We start from the raw sequence: 19,031 nt of genomic DNA on the forward strand, positions 1-19,031 counted from the left end.
CCCAGCCGCCCCCTCCAACACGGGGCCGGCCACGATGCCGCTATCCGGCATCCTGCTCGCCCCCCTGCTCGACCCCCTACTCGACATAGATCATCTTCCGGGTCATGCCGCCGTCGGTGACGAATTCCGCTCCGGTGACGAAGCCGCTTTCCGGCCCCAGCAGCCAGGCGACCAGCGCCGCCGCATCCTCCGGGCGCCCGACCCGGCCCGCGGGATGCTGGGCATGGTCCTCGGGGCGCAGCGCCTCGCCCTTCGTGTCGATCCAGCCGGGGCTGACACAGTTCACCCGCACATCGGGGCCGAGGCTGACGGCCAGGGCATGGCTCAGCGCCAGCAACCCGCCCTTGCTGGCGGAATAGCTCTCGGTATCCGGCTCCGACTGGTGCGCGCGGGTGGAGGCGACCGTGACCACCGCACCCTTCGCCGCGCGGAGCATCTCCTCGGCCGCCTTCACCAGCAGGAAGGTGCTGGTCAGGTTGGTGGCCAGCACCGAGGACCATTCGGCGAGGCTGAGCTCCCGGATCGGCTTGCGGATCATGAAGCCGGCATTGCAGACCAGCGCATCGAGGCGCCCCTCCCCGTCGCGGATACCGTCCACCAGCGCCCGCACCGCCTCCTCCTCCGCGACATCCGCCCGGACGAAGCGCGCCGCGACATCCGGTGGCGCCTCCCCGCGATCGGCGATCACCACCCGGTAGCCATCCCGGGCCAAGCGCCGGGCCACCGCCAACCCGATGCCGTGGGCGGCGCCCGTCACCAGCGCGACGCGTTGTTCCTGCGGCATGATCCCGCCCTCCTGTCTGCTGCCCATGAAGCGCCCAGGGGGCGCGGCGGCTGCATTCCACCGTGCCGTCCCGGCATGCACGCGGCCACTCCGGAACGGAGGCGGCTTGCCGGCCCTCCGTCTGGAAGGCTCATGATGCCCGGAACGAGAGCGAGGAACGCGCATGAGCGACGGCGAAACGAATGACGCGGAGGACCGGCGGCGCCACGCCCCGGCGGCGGAGCGCAACCGCGCCCCGATCCTGTCGGTGCTGCGGCACCACCTGCCGGCGGAAGGGCTGGTGCTGGAAGTGGCGAGCGGCACGGGACAGCACGCGATACATTTCGCGGAGGCCCTGCCCGGGCTGGTCTTCCAGCCCAGCGACCCGGACCCCTCGGCCCGCGCCAGCATCGATGCCTGGGCGGCCGCGAGCGGCCTGCCGAACCTGCGCCCGGCGCTCGACCTGGATGCCAGCAGCGGCCAGGACTGGCCCGTGCCGCGTGCCGCGGCGGTGCTGTGCATCAACATGATCCATATCTCGCCCTGGGCGGCGACCCTGGGCCTGCTGGCGGGGGCCGCGCGGGTCCTGCCGCCCGGCGGTGTCCTGCTGCTCTACGGCCCCTATCGGCGGGACGATGTGGTCACCGCGCCCAGCAACGAGGAATTCGACCGCAGTCTCCGGCTCCGCAACCCCGCCTGGGGCCTGCGGCGCCTGGAGGACGTGACGGCCGAAGCCGCCAGGCAGGGCTTCCGCCGGTCGGAAGTCGTGGACATGCCAGCCAACAATCTCTGCGTGGTCTTCCGCCGCGAGGGTGACTGATGTGACCGGCGAAATACGCCGGCGCCTGGGTTCGCGAGGCTCCGGCGCCGCGCTCCATGGCCAGCCCCGGGGGGAAAGGCACCGCCTCTCCCCCCGGCCCCCCCCTCACCGCCAGGACGCTACGCGCCCTGAACCCGATGAGCTGGCACTCACGGTGACCGTCGGCCCGAAGGCCCGATCCCGCGCCTCCCAAACGCCCCTTGCTTCCCGAACCCGGCCTAGGCTATAGGAATAAAATCAACATTCCACCACAAGGTCACTGTCCCCTGGAGACAAGAGCCCAACTAGCATCCGCTCGTCCGCAGAGCAAGGCCCCACCTCCATCCGGACGGATAAAGGACTAAAAACCTAAAATCTTAAAGCCCTAAAACCCGGAGCGGCGCACAGGGTGGAAGACCCTGGCCCGCGCAGACGAGGGGAGCGGGCGGCACCGGATGCCGGTCAGGCGGCGCGTCGGCGGAACCAGTCCGCGACCAGCGCGCCGCAGACGCCCAGCAGCATGGTGAAGGCGAGCGGCCGCGCCGTGCCGTCGCTGAGCGCGCCGACCACCAGCGCGGCGCTGGCGGCGATGGTGAACTGCAGCATGCCCATCAGCGCCGAAGCCGAACCGGCCCGCGCCGCCTGCCGCGACAGCGCGCCCACCGCCGCGTTGGGCATGATCAGCGAGGAGGCGGCGATGGCGAAGAAGATCGGCAGGAAGACGCTGAGCAGGCCGAAGGGGCCGGTCAGCGTAACCACGACCAGGACGATGATGGCCGCACAGGAGAACCGCGCCGCCCAGCTCATCACCCGATGATGGCCATAGCGTCCGACCAGCCAGGGATTGACCTGCGACATGCCGATGAAGCCGATGGCATTGATGCCGAAGAGCATGCCGAAGGTCTGCGGGCTGACGCCGAAGATCTCGATGAAGACCGGCGGCACGCCGCCCAGATAGGCGAACATCACGAACATCATGAAGCCGCCCATCAGCATATGGGTGACGAAGCTCGGGTCGCGCAGGATCGCGATATAGCGCGCGAGAAGGCTCGTGAAGCCGAGCGAGACGCGCAGCTCCGGCGGCAACGTATCCGGCAGGAAGCGCCAGACCAGCAGGCAGGACACGACCCCGTAGAAGGCCGAGACCCAGAAGATCATCCGCCAGTCCGCGATGCCGAGCAGGAGACCGCCGAGGGAGGGCGCCAGGATCGGCGCCACGCCCATGATCAGCATCAGGCGGGACATCAGGCGCGTGGCCTCCAGCCCCTCGGCCTTGTCGCGGATCACGGCGCGCGGGATCACCATGCTGGCCGAGCCGCCGAAGGCCGCGAGGGCACGGCATATGGACAGCGTGGCGAGGTCCGGTGCGACGGCGCAGCCGACCGAGGCCAGGGTGTAGATCGCCGTTCCCGCCAGCAGCGGCCCACGCCGGCCGAAGCGGTCGGACAGCGTGCCCTGGGTGATCTGCCCCACGGCCAGCCCCATGAACCAGGCGGCGAGCGTGACCTGCGCCGAGCCGGCACCGCTCCTCAGGCTCTCCTCGATCGCCGGGAAGGCCGGCAGGTACATGTCCGTGGAGATCGGACCGATGGCGGTCAGGAAGCCGAGAAGAAAGGGAAGCCAGGAAGGCATCAGGACACGGGCACCGGTGGGAAGCGGAGATGCGGCGGCATCGGGGCAAGGCGGGGAGCGAGGTCTGGACCCTGCCGCAAACGGGCGGTCAAGGCCATGGGTGCGATCACCGATTCGCCGGGGTGGACGGGATAACCACGGGTGGGGCCCCTTCCCGCCGCACGCTCGTCGCGGCGGTCAGTAGCGAAGGCGGACCGTCACCTCGGTCAGGCCGGGCCCCGCCTGGAAACCGGCCTCGCGCAAGGACGGCGCGCGCAGCGGAGTCGGGGCGTCGTTGGAGAAGCCATACCCCTCCTCCGGCAGGCCGAGCAGGGACCGGTTGAAGTGATGGTCGGCATTCTCGTCGTGATAGATGGAGACGGCATAGAGCCCCGGGCCGGAGATGGCGAAGCAGGCCTCCAACTGGGTCGTGCCGTTCAGCGGCACGCGCTGCCGCGCGATCGACCCGCCACTGGCAAGGAAGCGGTCCGGCTGCGAGCCGTAGAGGGTGACGGCCACTTCGCCCTTGCCGCTGCGCGCGCCCACCACATGGACCATGATCCTCGGGTCCTGGCTGGTGGCGTTGCAAGGCATCGCGCTCTGCTCGGCGGGCGCCGGCCCCTCGGCACGCACCTGTCCCGGCGACAGGGATGCCCACAGCATCGCCCCGGCCCATGCCAGGGCCAGGCTCCGGGCTGTGTGGCGGCCCGGGATTCGGGATCGCTTCGTCATGGCGGACCTCTCCCCTGATCTCGCGCGACCCGGGGCACGGCCGGCTGGGCCGGGTCACGGGCCGTCATCCGGCGTTGTCCACAGGGCGATACCCCTTCGCCGAGAGCTTGTCTGCTGCCGATGGCGCGACCGAGCCATGGCCCGGCAGCAAGTCTTATAAAAGTTATAGAATTTACCGATGACCGAACGAATTCTTGTGCAAGACAGATAACCCCTAGAAAAACCTGCCAGACATACTTGGAAGTCATTGCTTTTGACTTGAATCGCCTGTGTGGAAGGTCCATCTTGCGGTGCAGCGAGACAGGGAAAACGGCGCAGCCAAGCGCCCCCTTCCGCAGATGAGGGAAATCGAGATGAACACGTTCCGTGAGATGGGTGAGTCGATGATCATGGCCCATGAGGGTCAGCGCCAGCTCGCCGAGATGCTCTTCGCCAAGCTGCGCAACTTCTTCAGCCAGATCCGTGCCGCCCGCGCTGCCGCGGACGCCGTCTACCGCTGATCCGGCCGAGCACCAGCCGCCGGCTTCTCAGCCGGCGGGCTGCTCCTCCTCGTCCTTGAGGGCCCAGGCCGACACGGCCTGACAGAGCGCCACAGTCTCCCGCAGGGATGTGGTGATGGTTTCGCCGGGGTTCTCGCTCCTCAGAGCTGAGAGCATCAGACTCCCGGCCGGTGCGTGCCAGAGCGCCACCACGATCCGGGTTTCCGGCAGGCGCCGCCTGATGCGGCGCAGGAAATGCCGCACCCCCGCAGCGCTGCTGCCTTCCTCCAGAACCGACAGACAGCAGAGACGGATCGCCGCGGGGTCCAGCCGCTCCAGATTCGCCGTTTCCAGCACGTTGTTGCTTTCCGCCCGCGCGCCGAAGCCGTGGCGGCGGAAGATCTGCACCGCCATTTCCGCCGCCAGATCGTCGAGCTCGCCCCGGCCCGCGATCACCACCATGGCGCCGTCGGCGCGCCAGGACGGCGCCGGCAGCCCCTGGCGAATCGGGATCGCATCGGTCTCCGCGAATTCGTCGCCGGGAGCAGCGGCAGGCGGCGGCAGGCGGGCCGGCGGGTCCTCGACCCCGACGGCCAGATCCTCCAGCAGCATGGCCACGTGCTGGCGGAGTTGCCCGAACTGCTCGGGGCCCAGCTCTTCGCGCGAACGGTCCTCCTGCGCCAGGGCGAGGCCGCGCAGGGCAACCTCGTCGTAATAGACCGAGAGCGGCGTGTGCCGCAGCATCTGCCGCGCCTGGGTCACCAGCCCGTCCACATCCCCCTCCAGCGCGCGTTGGTAGAAGGTCTCCTCCGGCCTCAGCGGCGGCCCGTCGCCCAGCATGATGTCGAGGAACTGCATGCGCTCCACATGCCGCCCCAGCACCACGAGGCAGACGGTGAGCGGCGTCGCCAGCAGCAGGCCGATCGGCCCCCACATGAAGGCCCAGAAGGTGGCGGAAACGATCACCGACACCGGCGAGAGGCCGGTGCTGTGGCTGTAGAGGAGCGGCTCCAGCGCCTGTCCCATCAGGGGGGCGCTGCAGGCGAAGAGCAGCAGGACATAGATGGCCATGGACCAGCCGGGATCGACCGCCAGGGCCAGCAGAACCGGCGGCACCACGGCGATGGGCGTGCCGACGAAGGGCACGAAACGCATTACCCCGGCGAGGATGCCCCAGAGCACGGGATTGGGCAGGCCAATGAGCCAGAGGCCGGTGCCCACGAAGAGGCCATAGCTGGCGTTGAGCGCGACTTGCGCCAGGAAGTAACGCGACAGTCGATAGGCCGCGTCGGTCATCGCCGTCATGGTGCGATGAAGGTCCCGCGTGCCGGCGAGGCGGATCAACCTGTCGCGCAGGTCCTCCCGGTACAAAAGAACGAAAATGGTGAAGACCACCACGATGCCGGTGGTCGCGATCGGCTTGAACAGCGGCTCCGCCACGCCCCGGGCCAGTTCCAGCGGGGTCAGGTCGGATTGCCCGGAGGCGGGCGGCGGACGGCGGATGGTGCGCGAGGTGTCCTCCAGGTTGCTCATGCCACGCAACAGCGTGTCCACCTGCCGCACCAGTTCATCCAGGCGCAGCGCGTTGACCTTGCGCTGGATGGCGGCCTGGTAGGTGGAGAGGTTCCCCGCCAGTTGCGCCCCTTGGCGGCTGACCGCCAGACCGATCCCGAGCAGCAGGGCGAAGGCCAGCAGCACCGAGATCAGCACGGCGGGCACGCGGGGCAGGCGGAAGCGGCGCAGGACGCGCACCACCGGGGCCAGCACGAAGGCCAGCAGCACCGCCAGCACGATAGGCACCAGCAGATCGCGGCCGAAATAGAGGCCGGCGATCACGATGGCGCTGGCGATCAGGGTCATGATCCCCCGCGCCGGCATGGCAACCGGCAAGGGCGGCCGTCTGGTCTCGAACATATTCATGCAACCGCCTGCTGTGCCGCGCCGCCATGGCCCCCCACCGGAAATGGCGTGGGATGGGGAGGCAACGCGGGCCGGGCATCCGGGTTCAGGCGGGCGACCCGGCCCTGATGCATCGCACCACAGGCCGGGCCTGCCGGGCAATATCGCCGGCGTGGCGCTGCCGGCGCCGGGCCAGGCTCAGTGCCCGGACAGGCAGGTGCTCATGAAGCTGCGCCGCTCATCGCCCGCGAGCTTCTTGGTGCCAGCCTCGGCATTGCAGCTCCGCATGCGGTCCTGCTGGGTCGCGGGCGCGGCGGCGCTCTGGGTGCTGTCCGCCTTGCCGGCGAGGCAGGCGCTCATGAACTGCTTTCGCCCGTCGCCGGACAGGGAACGGGTCTTGGCCGTGGCGTTGCAGTCCTTCATGCGCTGCTGCTGCGCCGTCTGGGACGCCGATTGGGCAAAGGAAGGGGAACAGGCCACCGACAGGCCGAGAAGCGCCGCCGAGGCCAGGAGAGTCGGGAACAACCGCATGGCTGGAAGATTCTCCGCTGCGACGGACTTGTGCCCGCCGGGCGCAGCAGAGACCCGTTTCCCGGAAGGAGGCAAGCCTTCTCGTCCCGCCCCGGCATGGGGCGCGGCGTTCAGGCGGCCGCGCCGAACCCGGCCACCAGCCCGGCGAGACGCTCAATGGCGGGATCGCTCAGTTCGAGGGCCTCCAGGCCCTCCTGCGTCCGGAACAGGTAGTCCGCAGAGGAGCCGATCTGGCCCCGCGCGGTGGCGAGCCGGCGCACCGTCTCCGCCTCGCCCAGCCGCACGCATTGCGGACCGGCGGGGTCGATGACGAAGGCGATCCCATGGCCGAAGACCTGCCCACGGAGATCGCGCAGCGGCACCCAGACAGGGCGATAGGCACCCGTCAGCATTTCCCGCCGCCAGAGCAGGGAAAGCTCGTCCGAGAGATGCGGCTCATCCAGGCGGAGGGCGACGCCGTCGCAATGCCCGCCTTCGTCGAGGGCAAGGACAAGGCCGGGATTCTCGGGCGTGCCACGGCCGATCGGAGTCGAGAGACAGAAGGAACGGTGCCACCCCTCCACCCTCGCCACGCGCCGTTCGGCATGGTGGATGGTGGGGTTCCACATCAGGGAGCCGTAGGCGAAGACCCAGGCGCCGTCCGCACCGCCGGGCCGGGCCGCCAGGGTCTGCCGCAGCGAGGCCTCGCGCTCGGCATCGCTCATCAGGCGCAGGCCGGGCACCGCCGCGGACACCATCCGGTCCAGCTTGCCCGAACGCAGCAGGTCGCGTGTCAGGGCGCCGGAGATGGAGATCTCTTCGTCGGGATCGGATGGAGAGGGTGGATCGGTCAGGGACATGGGCTCCGGGTCGCCGCGTCTCTCGCGGGTGCGACGATTCGGAGCTCCCTATGCAACAGACCCGGTGTGCCGGGAATGCGCCAAATCCCGATCCAGGACATCACGGAAACCGATGGTTCACGCGGCTGCCGCGACAGGCCGGGTGATCCCGCAAGGCCGATCGGGCCGTCGCGGAGGCCTTTCCCGGGCTGCGGGGCAGCCCCGGGACGACCTGGGAGGGGCGGTCAGCGCTGATGCTGCGCCTTGCGGGCTTCCCGGGCCGCCTGATGGCCGGCCAGGATGGAAGCGACGCGCGAACGGGTCATGGGCTTGCGCTGGCTCTGCTCGCGCAGGGCGGCGGCGCGGGCTTCGGCCTTGGCCTTGCGCTCCTCCTTCTGGCGCTCGATCTCGGCCAGGCGCTCGGCACGGCGGGCAACCTCGCGGGCCTCGCGGACCTGCTCCGCGGCGAGACGCTCGGCGCGGCGGGCGGCGAGTTCGGGGTCGTCCTGGCTCGGGCGTGCACGGAAAGCCTCCAGCATCGCCTGCTTCGCCTTGGCCTGATCCTCAAGCCGCTGGGTCAGGCTTCCTGGGGTATGCTTGCTCATGCTCAGGCTTCAGCCTCCTTGCTGTGTGGAAAGGGAATGGTCCGTCACGGTTCCGCCGGGCATGGATGGGAGACGCCTTCCGGCCCCTGCCCGCCACGAGCGGGCGGCGAAGGCGCGGGACAGGACGAAAGGACCATGCTGCACCAGCATAGTCCCCAAATCTCGGTTCCGGAACAGAAACGGTTCAGCGACCCGCATGGACAGGGCTCGGGGCTCTTCGCCCGGACGAGGTTCCCGATGGGACCCCGGATGTGCCGTCCACAGTGACAGTGGGTCGAATACCAGATAAAGTTATGGAAGGAATTGGTGGGCGCACTAGGGCTCGAACCTAGGACCCGCTGATTAAGAGTCAGCTGCTCTACCAACTGAGCTATGCGCCCGACCTTTTCGAACCGCCCCGCTTTTCAGCGGCGCCGTCCGTGTCGGTGGCGCCTATTTACCGCCTCCAACGGCAGGGTCAACCCCCCTGCCCCAACTCTTTGCCGCTATTCCTTCGCCGCGGCGAATTCGGCGTCGCGATGCACCCAGACGCTGGCCAGCAGGCCGAAGCCGACCATCGCGGTGATCATCGCCGAACCGCCATGGCTGATCAGCGGTAGCGGCACGCCGCCCACGGGGATGGAGCCGGTGACCATGGCGATGTTGATGAAGACATAGAGGAAGAAGTTGGTGCCGAGCCCGATCGCGACCAGGCGGCCGTACTGGTGGCGGCAGCGGATCGCGACGAGGAAGGCGAAGACGACGATCAGCGCGAGCAGCCCCAGCGTGGCGATGGCGCCGAAGAAGCCGAATTCCTCGGCGATCATGGTGAAGATGAAGTCCGTCTGCTTCTCGGGCAGGAAGTTCAGGTGTCCCTGGGTTCCCTGCAGGAAGCCCTTGCCCCAGAGCCCGCCGGAGCCGAGCGCGATCTTGGACTGGATGATGTTGTAGCCGGCGCCGAGCGGATCGCTCTCCGGGTCGAGGAAGGTGGTGATCCGCGCCTTCTGGTAGTCGTGCAGGTGGTCGTAGGCGATGGGCGCCGCCGTGCCGATGGCGGTGAAGAGCAGGGCGAAGAGGTACCAGCGCGCGCCGGAGGCCCAGAAGATCGCCAGGCCGATGGCGCCGGTGATGAGGGCCGTGCCCAGATTCGGCTGCTTCAGGATCAGCGCCATCGGCACCAGCACGGCGATGGCGGGCGGGATCAGGAAGAAGAGGTTCCCCATCCTTTCCCAGGAGGCGCGGTGGAACCAGGAGGCGAGCGCCAGGACCAGGAGGATCTTCATCAGCTCCGAGGGCTGGAGCTGGACCGGGCCGATATCGATCCAGCGCTGTGCGCCCTTGCCCACTTGCCCGTGCAGCATCACCAGGACAAGCAGGCCGATCCCGAAGGCGTAGCCGAGCCAGGACAGCTTCGCGATCACGCGGATGTCCACCAGTGCGATGCAGACCATCAGGATCAGCCCGAAGGCGAAGCGGATAGCGTGCTTGCTGGCATAGATGGCCGGGTTGCCGCCGCCCGCCGAATAGAGCGCGACATAGCCGACGCCGGCCAGGGCGCAGAGCATGAGGATGAAGAGCCAGGGCATGGCCCAGAGCTTCTCCAGCACACCGAAGCCGCGCTCGACGCGCAGCAAGCGGCGCTCGTAGAGGCCGGACATCAGCGCCTCCCCCCCGGGGGCCGGGGATTGGGGTCATCCATCGGGCCGGCATCGGCCACGCGGGGTCCGGCGGGATTCGGCACCTGCCGGAAGCGCTCGATGGTGTCCATCATGATCTGCTTGCCCAGGGGTGCGGCGGCGGCGGAGCCGGCGAGGCCGTGCTCGACCACCACCGCCACCGCGTAGCGTGGGTCCTCATAGGGGGCGAAGCAGACGAAGAGCGCGTGCGGGCGCCATTCGCGCGGCAAGTTCTCGGCCCGGAAGCCGCGCTCGCGCTGCTCCCGGGTCACGCGCTTGACCTGCACGCTGCCCGTCTTGCCGGCGAGAATGCCGTAGCTCGCGGGGATGCGGCCGGCGGCACCGGTGCCGCGCTCCTCGTTCACCACGGCGAACATGCCCTCCCGCATCAGGCGCAGGTCGCGTTCCGACATGCCCATGGAGGGCCAGTCCTCCGCCTTGACGCCACGGACCAGCTTGCCGCCGACCGCATGGGTCAGGTGGGGCTGCACCGCCCTGCCGGTGGCGAGGCGGGCGGTCATCGTGGCCAGGGAGAGCGGGGTAAGCTGGTAGAAACCCTGCCCGATGCCGTGGACGACGGTGTCGCCGAGATTCCACGGCTTGCCCTGCTTCAGGCGCCATTCGCGGGTGGGAACGAAGCCGCTGCGCGTGCCGGGGAGCTCGATCTGCAGATCCACGCCCAGGCCGAAGCGCTTCGCCATGGCGGCGATGCGGTCGATGCCGGTGCGCTTGGCCATCTCGTAGAAATAGACGTCGCAGGAGAACTTGAGCGCGTTGCGCATGTTGATCGAGCCGTGGCCGTAGCGCGACCAGCAATGGAAACGCGTATCGCCCAGGTCGTAATAGCCGGGGCAGAAGACCCGGTCCTCCGGCGTGACCACCTTGGCATCCAGCGCCGCCATGCCCACCACCATCTTGAAGGTGGAGCCCGGCGCGTAGAGGCCGTTCGTCACCTTGTTGATCAGCGGCGTGGAGCGCTTGCTGGTCCATTCCTTCCATTGCGCGGCGGAAACGCCGGAATCGAAGAGCGCGGGATCGAAGGAAGGCTGGCTTGCCATGGCCAGCACCTCGCCCGACTTCGCATCGAGCACGATGGCGCTGGTGCCTTCCTCGCAGCGGCCGCGCACGGTGCGCTGGAGCTGGGCATCGACGCTGATCTGGATGTCCTGCCCCGGGACGCCCTCGCGCCGGTCCAGCTCCCGGATCACGCGGCCGACGACGTTCACCTCCAGGCGCTGGGAGCCGGCGCGGCCGCGCAGGACGGTGTCGTGGAAACGTTCGACCCCCGCGCGGCCAACGCGGATTCCTGGCAGTTCCAGCAACGGGTCGTTGCCGATGTCGCGTTCCGCCGGCGGGGCGACATAGCCCACCACATGGGCAAGCTGCTCGTGCTCCGGATAGTCGCGCGTGGTGCCAACATCGACGCTGATGCCCGGCAGGTCCGGCGCGTTGACCTCCAGCAGCGCCATCTCGTCCCAGGTCAGGAAGTCGCGGACGGTGACGGGGATGAAGCGGCGGCGGCGGCGGATGTCGCGCTCGATACGGGCCTTCTCGTGATCCTGCAGGGGCAGGAGCCTGGAGAAGGTCTCCAGCACCGCCGGCACGTCGCCCGCGGACTCGGCCGTCAGCAGCGCGCGCCAGTTCAGCCGGTTGGCGGCGACGATCTCCCCGTTGCGGTCCATGATGCGGCCGCGCGGCGGCGCCAGCAGGCGGGTGGAGATGCGGTTCTCCTCCGCCAGCGTGGCATAGCGGTCGCCCTCGTCCACCTGCAGCCGGTGCAGGCGGTAGCCGAGGAAGCCCAGCCCGCCGAGCTGGATGCCGCCCAGCACCAGGGCGCGGCGGGTGAAGATGGAGCGGCGGCGCTCCTCCTCCCCCCGGCGGCTCATGGATGGCCTCCCGGGCGCCGGCCGCTCATGCCAGGCTCTCGGCCTGCTGCATGGCCACGTGAATCCGGGTCAGGATGGCCGCCACGGCCGGATAGGCCCCCGCGGCTAGGCCTGCCTGGACCAGGGCAGCCATGGGGGGGGTGAGCTGCCAGCTGAGCACCATTTGTAGAAGGTAGGAGAGCCCCGCCACCGCAAGGGTGAAGGCGCAGAAGATCAGCCAGACCGTGGCGAAGGAGCGCCGGGCGATGAAGCGGCGCAGGCGGAAGGCCGTGCCATGCACCAGCAGCAGGGTCAGGATTCCCTGGCCGAGCGGGGCGAAGTTCAGCAGGTCCTGCAGGAAGCCCAGGCCGAAGACCGCCAGGGCGGGCATGGCCGAGGGGCGGAAGACCGTCCAGAAGAAGACGCAGCCCAGCACAAGCCCAGGCCCCAGCGTCGGCAACCCGACCGGAGTGGCGGCGAGGATGAGGACCAGGGCGGCGCCAGCCACGGGGATGGCGGCGCGTGCGACGGCATCCAGCCGGCGCAGCAGGCCGGGTGCCGGGTCCGGCTGCCCCAGGGGAGGACGTCGCCACATCAAAGGGAGGACAGGCCAGGGGGCTGGGGCGGGAGGATAGGCACCGGCGCTATTTCCGGGGTTCCGTCCGGGGCTCCGGACGGGCCACCGCTTCCGGTGGCAGGATGCCGGCGAGGCCGAAATCGAAGATCCGCACCATGTCCAGACGGCCGAGCTGCGCGAAGAGCTCCACCTCCGGCGCGCCGGAATCCTCCGACCAGTGGACCACGCCGACGGGCAGGCCCGTGGGAAAGGCGGCGGCCTCGGCGCTGGTCACCACGCGCTCGCCCTCCTGTGGCGGCGTGCCCTCGGGCCAGTGCTGCAGGCGCGGGCGGGCGCCGTTGGTGCCGACCATCATGGCGCGGGAGCGCGATCCCTCCAGCACCACCGGGATGCGGCTGTTGATGTCCGTGAGCAGCAGGATGCGGGCGGAGCGTTCGCCGACCTCGGTGATGCGGCCGGCCAGGCCGCGCTCGTCCAGCGCCACCTGCCCCTTGCGCAGGCCGAGCCCCGGCGCCTTGGCCACGAGCACCGCCCGGGCATAGATGCCCCCGGCATCGGCCACCACACGCACGGTGTGGTAGGTGGCGGAGGCGCTGGACACGAAGGAGAGCTGGCGCCGGAGCTGGGCGTTCTCGGCCTCCAGCGACAGGGCGGCGTTCTGCCAGCGGCGGAGGAACTCGTTCTCCTCGCGCAGCCGGGCATTCTCGCTACGGAGCTGCCAGAGCTCGGTGGCCTGCTGCCCCAGTCCCTGGACAGCCTCGACCGGCCGCGACAGCACCGCGTAGAGCGGCGCCAGCGAATCGGCCAGGGACATGCGCAGGCGCTCGACCAGCAGCGGATCGGCCTTGCCCAGGAGCATCGCCCCGAAGGCCGCAGCGATCAGCACGGGCAGAGTCAGCCGTGACAGGGCCTGCCGGAGCGGGATGCTCAGTCGGATCATTCACACGAGTCCTGGCGGGCACCCGGCATGGCCCCGCGTTGGGAGTCCTCAATACATCGAGGACAGGACGTGGCGAAGCCGCTTCATTTCCTCAAGGGCCCGGCCGGTGCCGAGGGCGACGCAGGACAGAGCCTCGTCCGCCACGGAAACGGGCAGGCCGGTCGCATCGCGCAGCACCTGGTCCAGCCGGTACAGCAGGGCGCCACCGCCGGTGAGGACGATGCCCTTGTCCACGATATCGGCCGCCAGCTCGGGCGGCGTGTTCTCCAGCGCCACCTTCACCGCCTCGACGATCGCGGTCACCGGCTCGCTCAGGCTCTCGGAGATCTGGCGCTGGCTGACCCAGACCTCGCGCGGCACGCCGTTCATCAGGTCACGGCCGCGGACCTCGATGACCGGACCTTCCTCGCCGTAATCCGGCACGGCGGCGGCGCCGATGGCCATCTTGATGCGCTCGGCCGTGCTTTCGCCGATCAGCAGGTTGAACTGGCGGCGGATGTAGCTGATCACCGCCTCGTCCATCTTGTCGCCGCCGACGCGGACGGAGCGGGCATAGACGATGCCGCCCAGCGAGATTACCGCGACCTCGGTGGTGCCGCCGCCGACATCCACGACCATGGAGCCGGAGGGCTCGGTGACCGGCAGGCCGGCGCCGATGGCCGCCGCCATGGGCTCCTCGATCAGCAGCACCTTGCGGGCGCCGGCGCTCTCGGCGCTCTCCTGGATCGCGCGGCGCTCGACGGCGGTGGAGCCGGAAGGCACGCAGATCACGATCATCGGCGAGGCAAAGGAGCGGCGATTGTGCACCTTGCGGATGAAGTGCTTGATCATCTCCTCCGCCACCTCGAAATCGGCGATCACGCCGTCGCGCATCGGGCGGATGGCGGCGATGTTGCCGGGGGTGCGGCCGAGCATGTGCTTGGCTTCCTCGCCCACGGCGAGGACCTGCTTGCGGCCACGGAGATCGGCGATGGCCACCACGGAGGGCTCGTTCAGAACGATGCCGCGGCCCTTCACATAGACGAGGGTATTGGCGGTCCCAAGATCGATGGCCATGTCGGCCGAAAGGAAGCCGAACATGCGGGAGAACATGCGCTTGACGCCTCGTGCGTGAGGAATGGGTAGCGGGGGAGCGCGCCTGACTAGCCCCGCTGGCGCGCAGGCTCAAGCCCCTCTTGCACCCGTTGCCGGCATGGCAGGGCGTCTCGGCGTGTCTCGAAAATGCAACCGTGCGCTGTGCGGCACGTTACCGGGCCGGAAAGCCAAACAGGGATTTGGCTGCAAGAATGCAACGATGGAGTGAAGCCATGCGTAAGTCCACCCTCACCGTCCTGGCCCTGGCGGGACTGACCCTGGGCGCCTGCGGCTACAGCACGGGAGACAGGGCACTGTCCGGTGGTGCGCTGGGCGGCTTGGCTGGTGCGGGCATCGGATCACTGTCCGGTAATGCGGGGACCGGTGCGCTGATCGGCGCGGGCGCGGGTGCGATCGGCGGTGCCGCGACCAGTGGCAACGACGTCAATCTCGGCCGGCCGGTCTGGCGCTGAGGTTCTGGCGCTAGGGTCCTTAGCCTCACGTAACCGGATAGAAAACCGGCAAGACATGGGCGTCATCCCCGGATGGGGTGGCGCCCTTTCCGTTTCGGCCCGCCTTCGCGCTGCGGTGGCCCGCCCATCATGCCTGATGTGGCATTGGAAGCGGCGAGGGTCATGGCTCTCCAGGAGGCTGCCACGCCGCCTGAACACATCAAAATGGCACATACCACCGCATAGGAATATATTGCTAGTTCGCTAAATAGGAATAATGCCATAGCAAGGAGGTGAACAACGCCCTTTGTGAAACCGACTGAACCCGGTCTCCGGGCCGCGATGCGGGACCCTCGCTATTGAGACTTCTATCACCCGGAGCAGAAGAGTCAAAACAGCCCTTGGACCGAATACGCTACTGTCAACAAGAATCCACCTGTTGACTGCAGCATTACTAAACCATAATAGATCATAACAATCTATGGTTGATTTTGTAACAAACAATACACTCTGGAAAACACCCATGCCCATTTTTGAAGCGGTGTCACAAAGAAGTCTTTCGGCAAAGTCGAACCGATATCGATTGATCGCGCTTTTTATATTTCTAGTCATAACTTTATTACTTTTTGAAGCGCAACTAGCCGGTGCCTTTGGACAGATCGCTACCACAAACCCACCTACTGCCTATAAAAATTATTGGATAAGTCAAGATGCAAACGGGAATAAAACCTACAACTTCCGATGGTCGTTAGGAACTCCCGAGAAGATAGTCACCATGCAGATCCCGCTATCATACGTCGACTTTCCAGAGTCGTGTGGAACAACGACTTCCGGTGAGATAGGCGGAAATTGCCGCCAACCATATGCGCTGGCCGGCCCATTGCTGCGAGTGCTTCTACCGGATTTAGAAACGATCCCCGACAAAGGACCCAGAGTGAGTACGGGTCGAGCATTATCAATAAACATGACATCGGCAACGCCCAAGGGATTTGGCCCTTTGAAGGAGGCGTTGCGACGACTTGCTTACTCTGGAATTTGGAGAGTTCTAGCAAATATGCCCCAGAGCAGCTCTCAATCACAACATACCAGCGAAGACCATCCTCTCACTTATCGAGAGGATCGCGCCGGCATGGCTCGGATCGGCGTCAAACACGTCGACGTCGGAGAGGCCGCCATTCGATACCACGACTTCCTCTATCTGCCTACGAATAACGATAACAGGAACATAGACAGTTGCAAGGCTGATGAAGATCCACTTCTAACAGGTATATTGGCGAAGGTTCGTATCTGCCAAGAATGGGCTGCAGCAAAGGATTTTATGATCTGCAATGACGAGGCAGTCGCTACGCGAGAAACACCGGGCGCAAAATACAGACCGTTATGCACCCAATACTTCGGGATAGATGAAATTGATGCTGTGGTTTGGATCACGTATGAGAGACAGCACCAAAAGGAATGGCGTAGCATCAAAGAAAAAGTAACAGCCCTTCTGCTGTCCTTTGTTCATTAAAGGTTAAAGGCAATAATGTACGATACGATGAGCGCTTCCACGAGCAGGCTGAGCAACGATGATTTCTCAACTAGGACATTTCGCTGGGAACGGTGATCGTTACTCTTACTGGAGCTTATTAACAAATCGCGGAAGCACCTACGGCGGATTGGCACTGGCCGTCGTAACAAATGAAGACAAGGCAGGATTTATCGCTAATTCATATCGCCTGATGGCGATGAGGCAGCGCGTGAAATGTTTTCACATCTGACGATGGGCCAGGGAGGTGTGGATATTAATCCACCGACGTACCCCCCCCTGGCGGGAGGATGATCGAATTACCTGATGGCAGTAGGATAGGTTACAGGCCTGATTCCAAAACGGGCACCGACTATCGACATTGGAGTGCCTGGAATGTGGGACATTATACGCCGCATTCACTTTAACTGAAGGCCTTAAAACTTGGATAAAACGATACAGTCTATTATTGATGAATACGCTCGAGAAGCCAAAAGCGATTATATCCCATTAAGCTGGCTATGTTGGGATGCCGCAAATACATTGGATATCGATAAATCCTTGGAGGTCATGGACAGGTCCATAGTCCTTCTCACAGCCATGCTCTACGCGGCTTCCAGGCCGTCGATTTGATCGATCACGGTGGCTGTATTGCTTGGCCCGACCAAGCCCCCCGATGCCGTCATGGCCCGCATCAGACGTGAATGGAAAGCACTCGGACGGGGGGGAGCCCAACCTCGGCGACATCTGCTGGTTCAACCTGCCGGACGAGTTGCAGGATCATCCCCCGGCCCAGGTCTGAGCATCCCCGCTGGCGCGGGCGGTCCTATCCGCCCGCGCGCCGCCGGTCAGGCCGTCATCGCCGCCGGGGCGGTGCGCTCGCGCTTCACCAACAGCTTGTTCAGCGCGTGGATATAGGCGCGGGCGGAGGCGACGATGGTGTCGGTGTCGGAGCCCTGCCCGTCCACCAGCTTGCCGCCTTCCTCCAGCCGCACGGTGACGCGTGCCTGGGCATCGGTGCCGCCGGTGACGGACTGCACGGCGAAGAGGCGCAGCCCGACCTCGTGCGGGAAGGCGGCGCGGATGGCGTTGAAGGTGGCGTCCACCGCGCCGTCGCCCACCGCCATGCCCTCATGCGCCTCGCCATCCACCTCCAGCTTCAGCGTCGCCATGGGATGGGTGTGCAGGCCGGCGGTGACGGTCAGCGCGGTCAGCCTGATGCGGTCATGGGTGCGCAGGATCTGGTCGTCCACCAGCGCGACGATGTCCTCGTCATAGACGACCTTCTTGCGGTCCGCGATCTCCTTGAAGCGGGCGAAGGCGTCGTTGAGCTGGTTGTCACCGACCTCGTAGCCCAGGGCCTTCAGCTTGTCGCGGAAGGCGGCGCGGCCGGAATGCTTGCCCATGACCAGGGAAGAGTTGGTCCAGCCGACGCTTTCCGGCGTCATGATCTCGTAGGTGCCGCGGTCCTTCAGCATGCCGTCCTGGTGGATGCCGGACTCGTGCGCGAAAGCGTTGCGGCCGACGATGGCCTTGTTGGGCTGCACGTCGAAGCCGGTGATGGTGGCCAGCAGCCGCGAGGTCTTGAGGATGTTGGGAGTCTGGATGCCCGTGGTCTTGCGCAGGGCGTTCTGCCGGGTGCGGATCGCCATGGCGACCTCCTCCAGGCTGGCATTGCCCGCGCGCTCGCCGATGCCGTTGATGGTGCATTCCACCTGCCGCGCCCCGGCCTGAATGGCGGCCAGGGTGTTCGCCACGGCCAGGCCCAGGTCGTTGTGGTTGTGGGTGGAGAAGATCACCGTGTCGGCACCCGGCACGCGCTCCCGCAGCATGGTGAAGATGCGGGCCATGTCTTCCGGCACGGCATAGCCGACCGTGTCGGGGATGTTGATGGTGGTGGCGCCGGCGCGGATCGCGGTCTCGACGCAGCGGCACAGGAAGTCGTCATCCGTGCGGCTGCCATCCTCGGCGGACCATTCCACGTCGGCCACGTGCTGGCGGGCCAGGGTGACGGAGGCGGCGACGGCCTCCAGCACCTGCTCCTGGGTCATGCGCAGCTTGGCGCGCATGTGCAGCTCGGAGGTGGAGATGAAGGTGTGGATGCGCGGACGGGCGGCGGTCTTCACCGCCTCGGCGGCGCGCAGGATGTCCTTGGGCGCGGAGCGGGACAGGCCGCAGACCACGGGGCCGGACTTCGCGAAGCGGTCGGCGATGGACTTCACGCTGTCGAAATCGCCCGGCGAGGCGATGGGGAAGCCGGCCTCCAGCACATCGGCGCCCAGCTCGGCCAGGGCGTCCGCCATGCGCAGCTTCTCCTCCAGGTTCATGGAGAAACCGGGGGACTGCTCGCCGTCGCGCAGCGTGGTGTCGAAGATGATGACCCGTTCGTCCGGGATGGTGCCGAAGGAGGGATGGGTGATGGACATCGGAAGGCTCTCGACTGGTTTACCGTGGCTGGACCACCACCGGGACGGATGTTCCGGTGGCTGATGGGCCCTGGCGCGGAAGGTCTCGCGGCGCGAAGGGCCCTGATCCCCAGGGAAGGGTCCTAGGGGAAGATCCCCTGAACGCGGCCGGCGGCTTTCCGCCGGGGTTACGCCCAGGGGCCGGTAAGTCGAAGGAGAAGGAGGCGCGCGCCATCGCGGGCCGGAAGGCCCACGGAAAAGGCAGCGATGTTGCCGCGCGCGGTCATGGCGACAGCGTTAGCAGCACTTGCCGGGCTGG

Annotated in this window: 17 protein-coding genes and 1 tRNA gene; 4 read left to right on the forward strand and 14 right to left on the reverse strand. The window is 67.1% G+C overall.

The window, feature by feature from the left end:
* Positions 1–76: 76 nt before the first annotated feature.
* Positions 77–784 (reverse strand): SDR family oxidoreductase, encoded by a 708-nt coding sequence (locus RGI145_RS11075; protein WP_075798377.1) that lies wholly within the window; start codon positions 782–784, stop codon positions 77–79.
* Positions 785–947: 163 nt separating this feature from the next.
* On the opposite strand from RGI145_RS11075, the gene RGI145_RS11080 reads away from it, so the two are divergent.
* A complete protein-coding gene (locus RGI145_RS11080; protein WP_075798378.1) occupies positions 948–1,583 on the forward strand; it encodes a DUF938 domain-containing protein in 636 nt (211 codons plus the stop codon).
* A 441-nt stretch (positions 1,584–2,024) separates the two neighbouring features.
* Here the strand turns inward: RGI145_RS11080 and RGI145_RS11085 are convergent, their stop codons facing one another.
* Complete coding sequence (locus RGI145_RS11085) at positions 2,025–3,194, reverse strand: multidrug effflux MFS transporter (protein WP_075798379.1); 1,170 nt, start codon at positions 3,192–3,194, stop codon at positions 2,025–2,027.
* Positions 3,195–3,371: 177 nt separating this feature from the next.
* On the reverse strand, positions 3,372–3,905 hold the full coding sequence (locus RGI145_RS11090) for a DUF2141 domain-containing protein (protein WP_075798380.1): 534 nt from the start codon (positions 3,903–3,905) through the stop codon (positions 3,372–3,374).
* A gap of 353 nt (positions 3,906–4,258) precedes the next feature.
* Between RGI145_RS11090 and RGI145_RS25045 the strand changes: the two genes are divergently transcribed.
* Positions 4,259–4,405, forward strand: coding sequence for a hypothetical protein (locus RGI145_RS25045; RefSeq protein ID WP_156878493.1), 147 nt, complete (start codon positions 4,259–4,261; stop codon positions 4,403–4,405).
* Between the two features lie 27 nt (positions 4,406–4,432).
* Here the strand turns inward: RGI145_RS25045 and RGI145_RS11095 are convergent, their stop codons facing one another.
* From RGI145_RS11095 to RGI145_RS11140, 10 genes are all read right to left on the reverse strand, one after another.
* On the reverse strand, positions 4,433–6,304 hold the full coding sequence (locus RGI145_RS11095; protein ID WP_075798381.1) for an AI-2E family transporter: 1,872 nt from the start codon (positions 6,302–6,304) through the stop codon (positions 4,433–4,435).
* A 177-nt stretch (positions 6,305–6,481) separates the two neighbouring features.
* The gene (locus tag RGI145_RS11100; RefSeq protein ID WP_075798382.1) at positions 6,482–6,814 is read right to left on the reverse strand and encodes a PsiF family protein; all 333 of its coding nucleotides are present in this window, start codon (positions 6,812–6,814) and stop codon (positions 6,482–6,484) included.
* 110 nt (positions 6,815–6,924) lie between these two features.
* Positions 6,925–7,653, reverse strand: a complete 729-nt coding sequence (locus RGI145_RS11105; protein ID WP_075798383.1) for a gamma-glutamylcyclotransferase — start codon at positions 7,651–7,653, stop codon at positions 6,925–6,927.
* 224 nt (positions 7,654–7,877) lie between these two features.
* Positions 7,878–8,237: a DUF6481 family protein gene (locus RGI145_RS11110; RefSeq protein ID WP_075798384.1), complete on the reverse strand. Its 360-nt coding sequence runs from the start codon at positions 8,235–8,237 to the stop codon at positions 7,878–7,880.
* Between the two features lie 304 nt (positions 8,238–8,541).
* Positions 8,542–8,617 (reverse strand) — tRNA-Lys (locus tag RGI145_RS11115).
* 105 nt (positions 8,618–8,722) lie between these two features.
* Positions 8,723–9,874 carry a rod shape-determining protein RodA gene (gene rodA / locus RGI145_RS11120; RefSeq protein ID WP_075798385.1) on the reverse strand — a complete coding sequence of 384 codons (1,152 nt, stop codon included), beginning with the start codon at positions 9,872–9,874 and terminating at the stop codon, positions 8,723–8,725.
* Positions 9,874–11,778, reverse strand: coding sequence for a penicillin-binding protein 2 (gene mrdA / locus RGI145_RS11125; RefSeq protein ID WP_075798386.1), 1,905 nt, complete (start codon positions 11,776–11,778; stop codon positions 9,874–9,876). The genes rodA and mrdA overlap by 1 nt, the downstream gene beginning before the upstream one ends.
* 25 nt (positions 11,779–11,803) lie before the next feature.
* The gene (mreD, locus tag RGI145_RS11130; RefSeq protein WP_075798387.1) at positions 11,804–12,352 is read right to left on the reverse strand and encodes a rod shape-determining protein MreD; all 549 of its coding nucleotides are present in this window, start codon (positions 12,350–12,352) and stop codon (positions 11,804–11,806) included.
* A gap of 49 nt (positions 12,353–12,401) precedes the next feature.
* Complete coding sequence (mreC, locus tag RGI145_RS11135; protein ID WP_027280379.1) at positions 12,402–13,274, reverse strand: rod shape-determining protein MreC; 873 nt, start codon at positions 13,272–13,274, stop codon at positions 12,402–12,404.
* 48 nt (positions 13,275–13,322) lie between these two features.
* Positions 13,323–14,366, reverse strand: coding sequence for a rod shape-determining protein (locus RGI145_RS11140; RefSeq protein ID WP_019461572.1), 1,044 nt, complete (start codon positions 14,364–14,366; stop codon positions 13,323–13,325).
* A 215-nt stretch (positions 14,367–14,581) separates the two neighbouring features.
* Here RGI145_RS11140 and RGI145_RS11145 point away from each other — a divergent pair, with 215 nt between their 5' ends.
* Both RGI145_RS11145 and RGI145_RS25050 read left to right on the forward strand, forming a co-directional pair.
* Positions 14,582–14,821 (forward strand): YMGG-like glycine zipper-containing protein, encoded by a 240-nt coding sequence (locus tag RGI145_RS11145; protein WP_019461573.1) that lies wholly within the window; start codon positions 14,582–14,584, stop codon positions 14,819–14,821.
* 502 nt (positions 14,822–15,323) lie between these two features.
* A complete protein-coding gene (locus RGI145_RS25050) occupies positions 15,324–16,310 on the forward strand; it encodes a hypothetical protein (protein ID WP_156878494.1) in 987 nt (328 codons plus the stop codon).
* A gap of 845 nt (positions 16,311–17,155) precedes the next feature.
* On the opposite strand, the gene RGI145_RS11150 is transcribed toward RGI145_RS25050, so the two are convergent.
* Complete coding sequence (locus tag RGI145_RS11150; protein ID WP_075798388.1) at positions 17,156–18,733, reverse strand: 2-isopropylmalate synthase; 1,578 nt, start codon at positions 18,731–18,733, stop codon at positions 17,156–17,158.
* Positions 18,734–19,031: the final 298 nt, after the last annotated feature.

Source organism: Roseomonas gilardii, from assembly GCF_001941945.1.
In the GTDB taxonomy this organism is placed as follows: Bacteria; Pseudomonadota; Alphaproteobacteria; order Acetobacterales; family Acetobacteraceae; genus Roseomonas.